The organism is Bradyrhizobium sp. SK17, from assembly GCF_002831585.1.
Taxonomy (GTDB): Bacteria; Pseudomonadota; Alphaproteobacteria; order Rhizobiales; family Xanthobacteraceae; genus Bradyrhizobium.
On record NZ_CP025113.1, the window covers coordinates 6,938,004 to 6,951,998 of the forward strand.

Annotated in this window: 14 protein-coding genes and 1 pseudogene; 2 read left to right on the forward strand and 13 right to left on the reverse strand. The window is 61.3% G+C overall.

The window, feature by feature from the left end:
- Position 1: 1 nt before the first annotated feature.
- The 7 genes from CWS35_RS32175 to CWS35_RS32205 all read right to left on the reverse strand — a co-directional run bounded on the left by CWS35_RS32175 (position 2) and on the right by CWS35_RS32205 (position 7,772).
- On the reverse strand, positions 2-772 hold the full coding sequence (locus CWS35_RS32175) for an ABC transporter ATP-binding protein (protein ID WP_043855060.1): 771 nt from the start codon (positions 770-772) through the stop codon (positions 2-4).
- Positions 769-1,755 (reverse strand): branched-chain amino acid ABC transporter permease, encoded by a 987-nt coding sequence (locus CWS35_RS32180; RefSeq protein ID WP_100955363.1) that lies wholly within the window; start codon positions 1,753-1,755, stop codon positions 769-771. Before CWS35_RS32180 ends, CWS35_RS32175 begins: the two co-directional genes overlap by 4 nt.
- 7 nt (positions 1,756-1,762) lie before the next feature.
- The gene (locus CWS35_RS32185; RefSeq protein WP_043855058.1) at positions 1,763-2,647 is read right to left on the reverse strand and encodes a branched-chain amino acid ABC transporter permease; all 885 of its coding nucleotides are present in this window, start codon (positions 2,645-2,647) and stop codon (positions 1,763-1,765) included.
- A gap of 53 nt (positions 2,648-2,700) precedes the next feature.
- Positions 2,701-3,954: an ABC transporter substrate-binding protein gene (locus tag CWS35_RS32190; protein WP_100955364.1), complete on the reverse strand. Its 1,254-nt coding sequence runs from the start codon at positions 3,952-3,954 to the stop codon at positions 2,701-2,703.
- Positions 3,955-4,021: 67 nt separating this feature from the next.
- Positions 4,022-6,412 carry a xanthine dehydrogenase family protein molybdopterin-binding subunit gene (locus CWS35_RS32195; protein ID WP_100955365.1) on the reverse strand — a complete coding sequence of 797 codons (2,391 nt, stop codon included), beginning with the start codon at positions 6,410-6,412 and terminating at the stop codon, positions 4,022-4,024.
- Entirely contained in the window at positions 6,409-6,894 is a 486-nt protein-coding gene (locus tag CWS35_RS32200) for a (2Fe-2S)-binding protein (protein WP_100955366.1), read from the reverse strand. The genes CWS35_RS32195 and CWS35_RS32200 overlap by 4 nt, the downstream gene beginning before the upstream one ends.
- Positions 6,891-7,772: a xanthine dehydrogenase family protein subunit M gene (locus tag CWS35_RS32205; RefSeq protein WP_100955367.1), complete on the reverse strand. Its 882-nt coding sequence runs from the start codon at positions 7,770-7,772 to the stop codon at positions 6,891-6,893. The genes CWS35_RS32200 and CWS35_RS32205 overlap by 4 nt, the downstream gene beginning before the upstream one ends.
- A gap of 169 nt (positions 7,773-7,941) precedes the next feature.
- Between CWS35_RS32205 and CWS35_RS32210 the strand changes: the two genes are divergently transcribed.
- Complete coding sequence (locus CWS35_RS32210; protein WP_043855053.1) at positions 7,942-9,039, forward strand: LLM class flavin-dependent oxidoreductase; 1,098 nt, start codon at positions 7,942-7,944, stop codon at positions 9,037-9,039.
- 17 nt (positions 9,040-9,056) lie between these two features.
- Positions 9,057-9,932: a polysaccharide deacetylase family protein gene (locus CWS35_RS32215; RefSeq protein ID WP_100956836.1), complete on the forward strand. Its 876-nt coding sequence runs from the start codon at positions 9,057-9,059 to the stop codon at positions 9,930-9,932.
- 6 nt (positions 9,933-9,938) lie between these two features.
- Here the strand turns inward: CWS35_RS32215 and CWS35_RS32220 are convergent, their stop codons facing one another.
- The 6 genes and pseudogenes from CWS35_RS32220 to CWS35_RS39235 all read right to left on the reverse strand — a co-directional run bounded on the left by CWS35_RS32220 (position 9,939) and on the right by CWS35_RS39235 (position 13,519).
- Positions 9,939-10,625 (reverse strand): TetR/AcrR family transcriptional regulator, encoded by a 687-nt coding sequence (locus CWS35_RS32220; protein ID WP_024582013.1) that lies wholly within the window; start codon positions 10,623-10,625, stop codon positions 9,939-9,941.
- Positions 10,622-11,176: a flavin reductase family protein gene (locus CWS35_RS32225; protein WP_100955368.1), complete on the reverse strand. Its 555-nt coding sequence runs from the start codon at positions 11,174-11,176 to the stop codon at positions 10,622-10,624. The genes CWS35_RS32220 and CWS35_RS32225 overlap by 4 nt, the downstream gene beginning before the upstream one ends.
- 10 nt (positions 11,177-11,186) lie before the next feature.
- Positions 11,187-12,413 carry an acyl-CoA dehydrogenase family protein gene (locus CWS35_RS32230; RefSeq protein ID WP_100956838.1) on the reverse strand — a complete coding sequence of 409 codons (1,227 nt, stop codon included), beginning with the start codon at positions 12,411-12,413 and terminating at the stop codon, positions 11,187-11,189.
- A gap of 240 nt (positions 12,414-12,653) precedes the next feature.
- Positions 12,654-13,097, reverse strand: a complete 444-nt coding sequence (locus CWS35_RS32235) for a GNAT family N-acetyltransferase (protein WP_100955369.1) — start codon at positions 13,095-13,097, stop codon at positions 12,654-12,656.
- 91 nt (positions 13,098-13,188) lie between these two features.
- Positions 13,189-13,338, reverse strand: a pseudogene (locus tag CWS35_RS32240) (terminase); the annotation flags it as partial.
- A gap of 19 nt (positions 13,339-13,357) precedes the next feature.
- On the reverse strand, positions 13,358-13,519 hold the full coding sequence (locus CWS35_RS39235) for a hypothetical protein (protein ID WP_157817297.1): 162 nt from the start codon (positions 13,517-13,519) through the stop codon (positions 13,358-13,360).
- Positions 13,520-13,995: the final 476 nt, after the last annotated feature.

Here is a 13,995-nt window from a genome sequence, read left to right on the forward strand (position 1 = left end):
CTCAGTGCTCCCGCTGGCCGAGATAGACGCGCTTCACCGCCTCGTTCTGCCGGACCTCCTGCGGCGTCCCCTCGGCGAGCAGCTCTCCGTGGTGCAGCACGAGGATGCGATCGCTGATCCCGAGCACCAGCTTCATCTTGTGCTCGACCAGGATGACCGTCCGCTCCTGCCCGAGCTTCACGATCAGATCCATCATGGTCCGGGTTTCCTCGGGACTCATGCCGGCGGTCGGCTCGTCCAGCAGCAGCAAGCGGGGTTGGCTCGCGAGCGCCATGCCGATCTCCAGCGCCCGCTGCTCGCCATGCGCCAACGTCTTGGCGGCGCGCTCCCGAGATTCCCACAATCCGACCAGGGCCAACAGTTCGTCGGCCCGTTCGACCAGTTCGGTCAGGCGCGCGCGAGGCCGCCAGATGTCGTATCGCGATACCATGGCCTGCAAACCGACGCGGATGTTCTCGCGCGTCGACAGCTGCGGAAATACGCTGGTGATCTGGAACGACTTTGCTATGCCCATATGGGCAAAGCGGTGCTGCGGCAGGCCGGTGACGTCCCTGCCCTCGAATTCCACGCGACCGTTCGTGGGCGGAAAGGCGCCGCACAGCAAATTGAAGTAGGTGCTCTTTCCGGCCCCGTTTGGACCGATGATCGACGTGATCGCTCCTTTGGAAAACTCGGCCGAGATGTTGTTGAGCGCGACAAACCTTCCGAACGTCTTGCCGACGCCCCTGGTGCGCAGAATGACCTCGCCCGCTTGTCTTGCCGCGGCGGTCATCGTTTGCCCCGCGCGATCAGCGTGCCCCAGATGCCGGCCGGGAAGAACAGCACGCACGCAATGAAGATGGCGCCGACGATCAGTTGCCAGTGGACGGTCCACACCGAGACGATATTCTCCAGTACCAGGAAAACAGCGGCGCCCACCATCGGCCCGAAGAACGTCCCCATCCCGCCCAGCAACGCAATCATCACGACCAGACCCGAGGTCTCGTAGTGCAGGATCTCGATCGGAACGATCGACAGATGCAGCGCCTGCAAGGCACCCGCGAGGCCACAGAAGCCACCGGACAAGACAAACGTCAGCAATCGCGTCAGGGTGACATCATAGCCTGACGCGCGCGCTCGCATCTCGTTTTCTCGCATGGCTTCAATGACGGCGCCAAACGGCGAGGCAAGGATGCGCGACATCACGAAGAATGCTGCGATCACGAAGGCCGCGATGACGTAGTATCGGATCATCGGGTTGATGAAGTCGACCCGCAAGCCGAACAGATCGATGGTACGGACATTGATGCCGCGAAGCCCGTTCTCACCGCCGGTCAGGTCCACCGCTTGATAGAACAGGTAGTAGATGCATTGCGACAGCGCCATCGTTACCATGGCGAAGTAGATGCCGCGGGTCCTGATCGCGAGCACGCCAATCAACAACGCCATCAGAAGCCCGCCGCCGATCCCGGCCGCGATGGCCGCATACCATGGCCAGCCGAAGTGCACGATCGCGATGCCGCAGAGATAGGCACCGGTCCCGAACAGCGCCGCATGACCAAAGGACAGCAGACCGAGATAGCCAAACACCAGGTTGAACCCGAGCGCGTACAATCCATAGATCAGGATATTCACGGCGAGCGCCGTGAACGGCATCACCAGCGGGAACACCAGGATCACAACGGCAACGAGGCTGGCGCGATGCTTCGTTGTGAAGTCGTACCAGCTGACTGCCGGGGCACGGGGATGTTTGATCGTATCAGCAGCTTCGGTCATGCCGGGCTCAGCTCATCAATCCGGCGCGGCCAAAGAAGCCCTGAGGGCGAACAATGAGAACGATCGCCATCAGGGCAAAGATCGATACTTTGGCCATTTCGGGAGCGACCAGCGAGGTCATGCTGACCACCACGCCAACCAGGAGACCAGCCAATACGGCGCCGCCGATCGACCCCATACCGCCTACCACCGTCACCACGAAAGCTTCGGCGAGGATCGTGCCGCCCATCTCCGGAATGACGCCCTGAAGCGGCGCCGCCAACAGGCCGGCGAAACCCGCGATCGCGGTGCCAATGCCGAACACGATCAACCAGACCCGGGAAACATCGACCCCAAGCACGCGGACGATCTGCGGATCGCGCGCTCCGGCGCGGATGATGAGCCCGAAGCTGGTTTTCTCCAGGAACAACCAGAGCGCCAGCAGGACCACCGCCGTCGCCCCGATCACGAACAGGCGGTAGAGCGGGAAATAGCCGACGCCGATGTTGACGGCCCCTTGCAGCACCTCCGGCGTGTCGAACGGATAGCCGGTCTTGCCAAACACAATGCGCACGCATTCGACCATGACGTAGCTGAGCCCGAAGGTCAGCAGCAACGGATAGTCGATGCCGCGGCCGTAAAGCGGCCGGATCAGCACGCGCTCGACAGCAAGGCCGAACAGACCGATCACGATCGGCACGGCCACGAGGCAGATCCAGAAATTACCCCCGATCGAAATCAGGTAGAGCCCAACATAGGCCCCGACCATGTAGAACGCGCCATGGGCGAAATTCACCACGGTCAGCATCCCGAAGATCAGGGAGAGGCCGATTGCAAACAGCACGTAGATCGCGCCGAGCGCCAGCCCGGCAAACAACTGCAATGCGATAAGGTCAAAGCTCAGGCCCGCCATTCGTCCCCCTCGGCACGACGCGCACCGTCCTGCGGCGCGCGCCGGCGCATGGCTCAGCTCTTATGACCAAGTGCCTCGCAGGTGCGCAGGTACTTCTCGTTGGGCTCCTCGGTCGACAGGACCTCGAACACATCGGACTCGTTCTTCATGTCCTTGGACTTCGACTTGATCACGAGCACCGACTGCACCGATTGATGATCGCATTTGCGATAGTATTGCGGCCCCTTGTAATAGTCATACTTCAGGGCCTCTAGCGCAGCGACCACCTTGTCCGTCTCCACGCTGCCGGCGCCCTTGACCGCTTCGAGCACGGTCCGGACACCGCCATAACCGAGCGCACCGTAATCGGTCGGCAACTTGCCGTCATACATCTTGCGGAATGCGTCGTTGAACGCCTTGGTCGAGGCGAACTTGTCCTCGATGCCCCAGTAGAACGAGCAGCCGCCGACGACGCCGTCAAACGCCTGTGGGCCTGCTGCAACACGACTGGCATGCGAGAGCAGCGGTGCAATGATCTGGATCGACTTCTTGATCCCGAAGTCGGTTGCTTGCTTCAGCGCGATCTGCTGGTCGCGGCCGAAATTGCTGATGCACAGGATGTCCGGCTTCAGCGCCTGGAGACGAGGCAGCAGGGTCGAGAAGTCGGTCGTTCCCAAGGGATGGCGGATGTCACCGAGGTTCTCGATGTTGAATTCCTTGCCGACCTCGAGGAAGCCGCGAACCATCTCATGTCCGTAAGCGTAATCCGCCGTGAGGAAAGCGACCTTCTTGCCGAACTTGGCGAAAGCGTAGCGGCCGACCGCGCCTGACGTCATGTGCGGGTTCAGCGCTTCGTGGAATGTGTATTTGCTGAAATCCGCTGCCTCGTTGATGGCGTCGGACTGGCTGATCGAATTGAAGATGACGCCACGCTCCTTTGTGACGTTGTTGATCGCGAGCTGAACTGCAGCGGACAGACTGCCGACGACGAAGTTGACCTTCTCCTTTTCGACCAGCTCCAGCGTTCGCGTCGCCGCCTCGCCGGGATTCAGCTTGTCGTCGCGGACCACGAGTTCGGCCTTGCGGCCGTTGAGGCCACCGGCATCGTTGAACTGGGCGACAGCCAGCTGAGCCGCCCGCACTTGGTCCTGGGCCTCGGCGCCATATGGACCGGTCAAGGGAACCGGAAAACCGATCTTGATGGGTGCTTCCTCTGCCTGGAGGAGATTGATACGAAAAGGCGAGACGGCGAGAACGGCGCCGACGCTTGCCGTGGTCAGCAGACGACGCCGCGATATCGATCCAGCATTGGCGACCTTGTTCGTCATGACTATTCCTCCCCAAGAACTGTCTGTGATCTGCTTATCGTATTGTCTTTGCCCGGAGCGTCTCCACTCAGATCCGTCCCAAGGCGGTCAGGATAACCTGAGGCGTGAGCGGAATCTCGGTAATTGTTGCGCCGAACGGCCGCAGCGCGTCATTGACCGCGTTGGCAACCGCCGCAGCCGCACCCGCCGTCCCCGCCTCGCCCGCGCCCTTGGCTCCCAGCTCCGATTCCAGGGTCGGGGACACCACATGGCCAACCTCGATATCGGGCATCTCGCCGGACATCGGGACCAGATAGTCCGCCATGTTGGCGTTGGTCAGCTGGCCGCGCTCGTCATAGACGCATTTCTCGAACAGCGCCGCGCCCAGCCCCTGCACAACCCCACCCCGGATCTGCTCGTCAACCAGCTGCGGGTTGATGATGGTACCGCAATCTTCGACAACCCAATGCTTCAGCAGCGTCACGAACCCGGTCTCGGTGTCGACCTCAAGCCATGAAGCTTGCACGCCATTGGTGAACGCAAAGGGATATTGGCGCGGCACGAAATGTCGCGTTGCCATCAACTCGGGCTGGATGCCTGGCGGAAGGGTGTCCGGTCGGAAATAGACGACCCGCGCGAGCTCGTTCAGTTCGATACGCGGTACACCATCGTCAGCGTTGACGATGCTGCCGTTGACGATATCGAGTCCGGCCGCGGTCGATTGCAGGATGGCCGCCGCCACATCCAGAATATTCTTGCGCAAGGCCTTGGCGGCTTGCAGGGCGGCTTCTCCGCCGATACCGGCGCCGCGCGAGGCCCAGGTGCCACCGCCATAGGGCGTATTGTCGGTATCGCCCAGGATCACGCGGACGCGTTCCATCGGCACACCGAGCACACTGCCCACGATCTGGGCGGTCAGCGACTCCGATCCTTGCCCCTGTTCCGTGATGCTGGTCTGACAGATCACCGAGCCTTGGGCATCGAGCCGAATCGCAACGCCGTCCTGCGAAGAGATCCGCGCCCCGCCGACGCCGTAAAAAGCCGCGCTGGGATTGGTTACCTCGATGAAGCTGGCAATTCCGATACCCCGGTGAACGTTTCTGGCCAGCAGCGCCGCCTGTTCAGCGCGCAACGCGTCGTAGTCCATCATCTGAAGCAGCTTGGCCAACGAGGCGTGATGCGAAAGCTGTTCGAACCTCATGCCCGAAGGTGAGGCACACGGATAGGCATCGTCGGCGATCAGGTTACGCCGGCGGATCTCTACCGGATCCATGCCTATCTTCGCCGCGGCAAGGTCGACCAGACCTTCGGTTAACGAGCAGGCGATTGGATGTCCGACCGCCCGATACTGGCACATCACGTTCTTGTTCTGGAAGACGACCCGCGCCCGCGCCCGATAGTTCGGGGTGGCATATGGCCCACCGACCAGGTTGACCACCTGGTTCGCCTCGATGGCGCTGGTGCGCGGATACATCGAGTAGGGACCGATCCCCGTGAGGTCATCGATCTCGAAAGCCGTGATCGTGCCATCGGGCCTGACGCCGATCCGTCCTCTGCACCGATGATCGCGAGCGTGAATGTCGGTGTTGAAGCTCTCGACGCGGTCGGCCACAAATTTGACCGGGCGGCGCAATAGCTTGGAGAGCGCGTAGGTCGCCATTTCGTCGGCGTAGATGTGGACCTTGATGCCGAACGAGCCGCCAACATCCTTGCAGACCACCCGGACCTGCGCGTCCTTGAGCCCCAGATGCAGGGCTGCGATGTTCTGCACCATATGAGGCGCCTGCGTGCCTTGATAGATCGTCAGCCGTGCTTCCGCTGCATTCCAGTCGGCTACAACGGCGCGCGGTTCAAGTGTCACGCCGGTGTGGCGCGCGAACACGAAGTCGGCTTCGACGACCTCGGAGTTCGACAATGCCTGGTCGACATCGCCGGCATTGAGAGTTCGCTCAAAAGCCAGATTATCACCGAGCGAAGCGTGGATGATCGGGGTCGTCGGGTCGAGCGCGGTGCGCATATCCGTGACCAGGTCGAGCTCTTCGTAGTCGACCGTAACATGCTCTACGGCGTCTTCGGCGGCCGCGCGACTGGTCGCCACCACCGCCACAACGGCTTCACCCTGCCAGCAGACCCGGTCGACCGCGATCGCGTGCTGCGGCGCCGATTTCAATCCCTTCAGGTGCGAGAGCACACCGACCCAGGGCGTGATAACGGCCTCAAGCTCACGCCCCGTGACGATGGAGGTGACACCCGGGACGCGCCTTGCCGCATCAGCATCGATCGAGACGATCCTGGCATGGGCATAGGGCGATCGCAGGAACACCACATGCGCCATTCGCGGCAACTCGAGATCACTGACATATTGTCCGCGCCCTTGCAGCAGCCTGTCGAGGTTCGGCCGCGGCACCGTCTTGCCGATGTAGGAATTCGGACGGTCGAGCACCGAAAGCGTGTCTGTCACCTCGTGGACCATCATCATGCCAGCCGCTCCCCGCGCGCCCTGGCCGTCGCCTCGACGGCGTCCACGATGGCTTGATAGCCAGTACAGCGGCAATAATTGCCGGAAAGATGCTCCCGGATCGCTTGACGGTCGGGGTTCGAGGTGCGCCTCAGCAAATCCTGGGCCGTCATCAGCATCGCGGGCGTGCAATAGCCACACTGCAGTGCATTACGTTCGCGAAATGCCGCCTGGAGGTCGGCGATCTCGCCGCTGTCGGACACCCCTTCGATTGTCTCGACCGACGCGCCTTGCGCCTGGACCGTTAGCATCAAGCAGGCGCGAACGATCTCGCCATCAACTCGCACGGTGCAAGCGCCGCAGACGCCATGCTCACATCCGACATGAGTTCCTGTCAGCTTGAGATTCTCCCGGAGGAAATCCGCGAGATTGAGCCGGGGCAAGACGAACGCATCGATGGATTCGCCGTTGACCAGAAGCGAGACCGGTACCGGAGCGCTCACTTGGCCACTCCCGCTTGGAGTTCGTCCCGCGCAAGCAGTGTGGCCACGCAGCGCCGGAGCAGGACTGTGGCAAGGTATCGGCGCATGGCCGCCGTCGCCTGCTGATCCTCCTGCGGATCGAGTTCATCGGCGAGCGACGTCTCGGCCTCCCGCAGCAAGGCAGGCATGATGGACGCATTGATCAGTTTTCCCGCGGCCGAGGCGAGCACCGGTCGATCGCTGACCGCAAAGAAGCCGAGCCGCAGATCGGCGAACTGGCCGGCTTCGACAACAGCATGAGCGGCAAGGCCAACGATCGCATAGTCACCGTGGCGCCGGGCGTACTCCTGAAAGAAGAACGTGGAGCCTGGGCTTGCGACCGGTACCTCGACCGCGACAAGCAACTCTCCCGGCGACAGCGCCGTCTCGTAGATTCCCTTGAAGAACGCGGTCGCCGAAATCCGGCGCTCGCCAAGCGGACCGCGAGCCACAATCGTGGCATCAAGTGCCACCATACAAGCCGGCAGCTCCGATGCGGGATCCGCATGGGCGAGGCTACCGCCAATCGTACCGCGATTGCGAATTGCGGGATGAGCGACATGGGCAACGGCATCCCGCAACAAGGGCGCGTGCAGTGCAACTTCTCGCGAACCGAGCAAATCGACGTGGCGGGTCAGCGCGCCGATGACCAGCACATCGCCTTTCGCTGCGACGCCACGCAACTCGGCAAGGCCGCCAATATCGACCAGTACATCAGGGGAAACGAGCCGCAGATTCATCGCCGGCATCAGGCTCTGACCACCCGACAGAACCTTCGCCCTGTCACCATGCGCAGCGAGCAACTCCAGCGCATTGACGACGCTAGTCGCACGGGCATAGGCGAAAGCCGCAGCTTTCATATAGGCGTGGCCTCCCGGGCCCAATCTGGGTTTGTCCGATTAGAAGGCGGCCCTCCCCGCACGTCAAGTTTGTTTATCGAGTGATTATTTATGCGGCGGGGCTTGTCTTCATGTTGGGAAGGACGCAGGTTCCCAGCCAACTAAAGTTCTACTCGCAGGGAGGCGGATCATGAAGCTCGGGTTCTTTACGATGCCGATCCATCCGCTCGACAAGGATTGGCGGCAATCGCTCCGTGAGGATCGCGAGGCCTTCCTGCTCGCGGATGAGCTTGGATTCACTGAAGCGTATGTTGGCGAGCACGTCACCGACAAAGCCGAGAACATCACGTCCTGCATCGCCTTCATTGCCTGGCTCGCCGCCGCAACCCGGCAGATCAAGCTTGGAACCGGCACGATCAACATGCCGAACACCCATCCGGCAGCGGTCGCTGCATCCGTGGCCATGCTCGATCACATGCTTGACGGCCGCTTCATCCTCGGGATCAGCCCCGGCGGGTTGCTGTCCGACGCAGAAATTTTCGGCAATCTCGATGCCGACCGCAACGCGATGTTCCTCGAAGCGATCAACCTGGTTCTCGATATCTGGGCCGGCAAGCCGCCCTATGATCTACAGGGCAAGCACTGGAACGTCTCGGTGAAGCGGACTCTGATCGAGGACATCGGCCAAGGCATCGTGGCGCGACCTTTGCAAACTCCCCATCCACCGATCGTGGTGACCGCGGTCGCACCGTTTTCAAAGGGCGTCACGGAAGCCGCTGCCCGCGGCTGGGACCCGATCTCGGCGAACTTCCTGATGCCAGCCTGGGTGAAGAGCCACTGGCCCAAATATGCCGAGGGTTGCGAACGTGCGAACCGGCCGGTCGACACCGCCAATTGGCGCGTCGCCAAGAGCGTGTTCGTGGCCAAGGATACGGCAACCGCCAAGGCCTATGCCACGTCGCCCGACAGCCCCTACGTCTACTACTATCACCAGTTGTTCACGAAGCTGAAACGCAGCGGCCGGCTCGAACTGTTCAAGACGCGGCGTGATCAGCCTGACGCGGAAGTCACTCTTGAGTCGATCTGCGACAAGCTCATCATCTACGGCACGCCCGACAGCGTGGCCGACCAGTTGCTCGCCTTCCACGAAGAGGTCGGCTCCTTCGGAACCCTGCTCTATGCCGGCAAAGACTGGAAGGATCGCGAGCTTGGCCGTCGATCGATGATCCTGATGGCCGAGAAGGTGCTACCACGGATCAATGCAGCCGCACCTCGTCCATCGGCATGATCCAGGGAGTTCTCGGCATGGCCTTTACTGATCGCATCCCCTACCAGGCGCAGGTCGATCGGCCCAAACTGACGTTACCTGGCGGCAAAAAGCTTGCCGTCTGGGTCATCCTCAATGTCGAGGAATGGCGCATCGGAAGCGCAATGCCGCGCACCGTGCTCAGCCCACCGATGGGCCAGCCTCTGCTGCCCGACGTACCAAACTGGTCGTGGCACGAATACGGCATGCGCTCTGGCTTCTGGCGGCAATTCAAGGCGCTCACCGATCGGACCATACCGGTGACGCTGGCCGCCAATGCCAACGTCTGCAACAGCTATCCGCGCGTCGCGTCGGCAGCGCTTGAGGCCGGCTTCGAATTCATGGGACACGGCTTCGTCCAAGGCCCGATGCACAAGGTCGAAAACCAGGCAGACGCGATCAAGCGCGCCGTCGACACCATTTCCGGATTTACCGGCAGGCCGCCGCGATCATGGGAAAGCCCGGGCCTGACCGAGACCGAGGAGACGCTCGATCTCCTGCGCCTCAACGGGATTGAATACGTAGCGGATTGGGTGATCGACGACCTTCCTCAGGACATCGCAACACCGCATGGAACCGTGACGACGATTCCCTATTCCGTCGAGACCAATGACATCGTCATTCACGCGCTGCAGCACCTTCCGTCAGAGCAATTTCTGACCCGTTGCACCGATCAGTTCGATCGGCTGTATCTCGAAGGCGCGGAGAATGCCCGCGTGATGGCAATCTCGGTGCATCCCTACATCACGGGTGTGCCCCACCGCATCAAATACCTGGAGGCCCTGCTCGATTATGTGATCGGCCATGACGGCGTTGCGTTGATGACGGCAAGCGAGATCGGAGATTGGTATCGAGATCAGATGGCGACGAGGTAGTGCCGCTCAGCCGGCGACCTTGATCGGCGCGCGTCGGCGATCGGTCGCGCCCTCCGCCATCCTCTCAAATCCAGCGAGAAAGATATCTAATGCGTCGCTGATCATTTGCCCCTTGTCCTCGAGGACCGGCGCTTCGTAGATGTACTTTCGGACCCCGTAGTAGAAAATGCCGCCATGAAACACCCAAGCCAGTTCCAGTTCGGCGGCGCTGAGCCGGCTCTGTGTCGCGAGGCCGGCGTCGTGGCGACATTCCCTGAGAATGCGCGTCAGGATCTTGTCTTTGACCATGCCGACATACCAGCGATTGATGTCGAGGCCCTTCAAGCCTGAGTAGAGATAGATTCTCAGCCATTTCCGGTTGAAGATCGCATCGGTATAGATCTCGTAAAACTCTTGCAGCCGCACGCGAAGCGGACGCGACCGATCCGAGAGCAGCTTCTCCCAGCCGATTTCAAGCGGTTCGAGATATACCTTGCGGTACACCTCCTTGATGAGGTCGTCCTTGCTTGGAAAATAGCGATAAAGCAGCGGTTGCGTCACGCCGAGCTTGCGCGCCAGAGCACGTGTGCCGCCGGCAAATCCTTCCTCCGCAAACAGCTCGGTTGCCTGGTTGACGAACTCGCTGCGACGATCATCGGCCGATAGTCGTTTCTGCTTGGTACGCGCTCGCTTGACTGGCGTCTTTCGGCTCATGATGTCTTATCACCATCGTCCGTAAGAAACCGGCCAAACCCTCCCCGTGCGAACAACAGCGGATCGTTGCTGCCGTAGGCGTAGGCCTCCACGGCTCCCAGGAAAATGACGTGATCTCCCCCGTAGTAGCGGTTGACGGCACGGCACTGGAAGTTTGCGACCACACCGGAAAGCACGGGCGCGTCCCCGAGCCCTGGCGTCCAGTTCACCCCTGCGAACTTGTCGCCCGATGATTTGGCGAACTGCAGCGCAAGCTTCTGCTGTGATGCGTCAAGAACGTTGACCGAAAAATGACTGGCGTTCTGGAAGACCGGCAGCCCCTGCGAGAACATCCCCAGGCTCCACAGCACCAGAGGCGGATTGAGCGATACCGACGCAAACGAATTGCATGTAATTCCGTACGGCCGACCTTCGGCAGACATCGCGGTGACGATCGTCACGCCAGTCGCAAACGTACCAAGCGCATTGCGGAAATCACGTGGATCGACCGCCGAACTGTCGCTTGCGAGTTCGCTGGCCGGATCCGGCGGATGTTTGGGTGAATCAGACATCCGGCTAACCTCAAAGCGTCAGGTTTTCGGACGGTAGTCCGAGCGCCACCCGGCCGTAGTTGGTGCCCGCCGCGTCGAAATTGAACGCGAGGTGCGAGTTCACCGCATGTGCATCACGGAACTGGCGCTGTAACGCTCCTGAAGTGAACAGACTGCGCGCCCCGCTCGCTGCAAACATAAGAGAAACCGCTTCAGTACACAGATTGACGGCAAACGCACCATCACGCCGAAGCTTGGTCTTGGCCGCGATGCTCGGGACATCGCCGCGCCGGACTTCTGCAAGCACCTCGACGCAGTTGGTGCGCATAATGAGCCGCGCAGCATCAATCTTGGCCGACGCCTCGGCGATCTTGATCTGCGTGCTCTGCAAGTCTCCTATCTTCGCACGGTTGTATGTCGAGGCGCGGTGTCGCGCGATCTCGACATAATCATCGAGGCATGCCTGGGCATTCCCCAAGCCCACTCCGGACAATACATAGGGAAACAACGAGAACACAGGAAGCATGTAGAGCGGATTCGGATTGACCACACTGCCTGGTGTTGGGCCGCCCGCGAGGTCGTTGACGGTGACCGTCATGTGCTCGGGAACGAAAGCCTCTGTAACGCGAACGTCGTTCGATCCGGTTCCGCAGAGCCCTGTCGCATTCCAGGTGTCATCGATGCTGTAGTCCCGCCTGTTCAACAGAAATAACCGATACTCGACACCGTCGGCCTCGTCATCGGAGGCAACCACGCTCGCGAGCATGTTCCAGCCGCATGCTTCTACCCCGGATGAAAACGGCCAATGACCGCTGAGCAGATATCCGCCCGTTGTCTTCCTCGCACGGCCTGCGGGAAAGACAAAGGACGAAGCGATCAACGCGTCCGGGTCCTCGCCCCACACCGCGTTCTGCGCCTCCGGCGCGAACATGGCAAGCATCCAGTGGTGGCTCGCAAGATTGGCAAAATTCCATGAGACCGACGCGTCGCCTTGCCCGAGCGCATCAGCGCAATCGACCAGCGCAACATAGTCGAGCTCACTTCCCCCGACGCGCTTTGGCTGCAGGAGACGGAACAGCCCGCTATCACGAAGATTCCGCTCGGTCTCCGGTGGCAGACGGCGTAACTCTTCTGTCCGCGTCGCTCGTTCACGCAAGGCCGGCACGAGCGACCTCGCTCGCGCGACCATAACCGAATAGCGATCCTGATCGTGCCCTGGCAGCGCTGCCGCGCTGAGCCCGCGGTCAACCTCAACCATGGTCTCTTCCTTCGCTCGACCTTCAGGACGTTTGCGCAGGCGATCCATCGGGCCTGTGTGGCTGAGTTTATCGATCGATCACCGGAGATCAAGACGCGCAGGCCCGCGTCTGCGAATTCAATGCTCAGAACGCACGGCTGCCTGCGGGCGCCCATTCAGGACTACTGAAACGCAAAGCGGCCCGGCGGCTGTTCGGCCACCGGGCGATCTACGTGATCGAGCTGCTCGAGACGGCTTACCCTACCCGGGGGACTTCCAGACGAGTTCCTTCCGCCAATATAGCGTGTGTTGCCATGCCCAGGGCGAGACCGGCTCGAACAGCCGATATCCCCGTCTGATGAAGTTGTTCGCCGAGATCCGGTTATCGGTCGTGTCCGAAACGATCGTACTCCAGCCGGTTCGCCGGGCCCGTGCTTCCAGCGCGCGAGTAAGTCGCACCTGCAGACCGTGACCGCAGTGCGGCATCACGACGCCCACGCGGCATAGATATCCAGCGTTTGCAACGTGGGTCGAGGGAACGACGCCCGCGAACGCGATCGGCGCCGCTCCGCGGAAGGCAATCCACCAGTGCCCCTGCTCGAAATCCGGTGCGCGGGTCCCGTCGCAGAATATCACGTCATGAAGCTCGGCGAGCGAGTCAGTAACCTCGTCGTCCTGCGTATCGACCTCACGTATCCGGTACATGCCACGCCTCGAGAGTTCTCAATCTCGGCCACGGTGCCGAGGTTCATGGTCGCCTGCACTTCAATCGGATTTGCAACCTGTCAGCGGCAATTCACTTTCCCAGCGTGGCCTTGATGCCTAGCCAGACAGCCCCAAGAAAGCCCGTCGCGATAACCGTGATCACCGCCTTGAATGTATAGCTTTGCGCCTGCTCGACGCTCCGTCGCCACCGCCGGAGGTGCTGAAAATCAGCGCGCATCTGTGTAATCGTCTTCGCCACCTCACTTCTCCTGCCAATCGGACGGGAGATATTCACTTGGCGCCGTGTCCGCGCGATCCGTATCGGGATCAGGCAACGCCGCGCGAAATGCGATCGTGGGAAAGTCCGTCTGGTCGCGATCCCGGCGCGGTCGTGGGATAAACTGGATGACCTCGGCGCTCATGCCACCTCCAGCAATGCAATGGCGATCAGACACACGACCGCGAGCGATATCAGATAGGTCGTCATGCAAACCTCGTTAGTCGGCCAACAGCGCGCGACGCGGCCATGAATGAATGTGCGGCAGATCGCGCAGCGGACGGCGATCTTTTGGGGCGCGAACCTTATCCCTGACGAGTGGGGCCGCGGGCGACGCCGGCTTTCGCCGCGCCGCAGGACCGGCGCGTTCGCGCGCGCCGGCCAATTCGTGCTTGCTTCAATGGGTTCGGACGGCGGCGCGCTGACGACGCTCGAGCGCAGGCGGAGGGATGTGACGTCGTGACGTTGCGGCCGCCGTCCGATTGGTGAAATGGCAAAGAAAAAGCCCGCCGCGGATTGCTCCGCGCGGGCTCAACAATTTCTGATTTTCCGATTATGCCCCTGAGTTGCCCGACGAGTCAACTGTTCTTACATACTAAATGCGATCGGTAACATGCGATA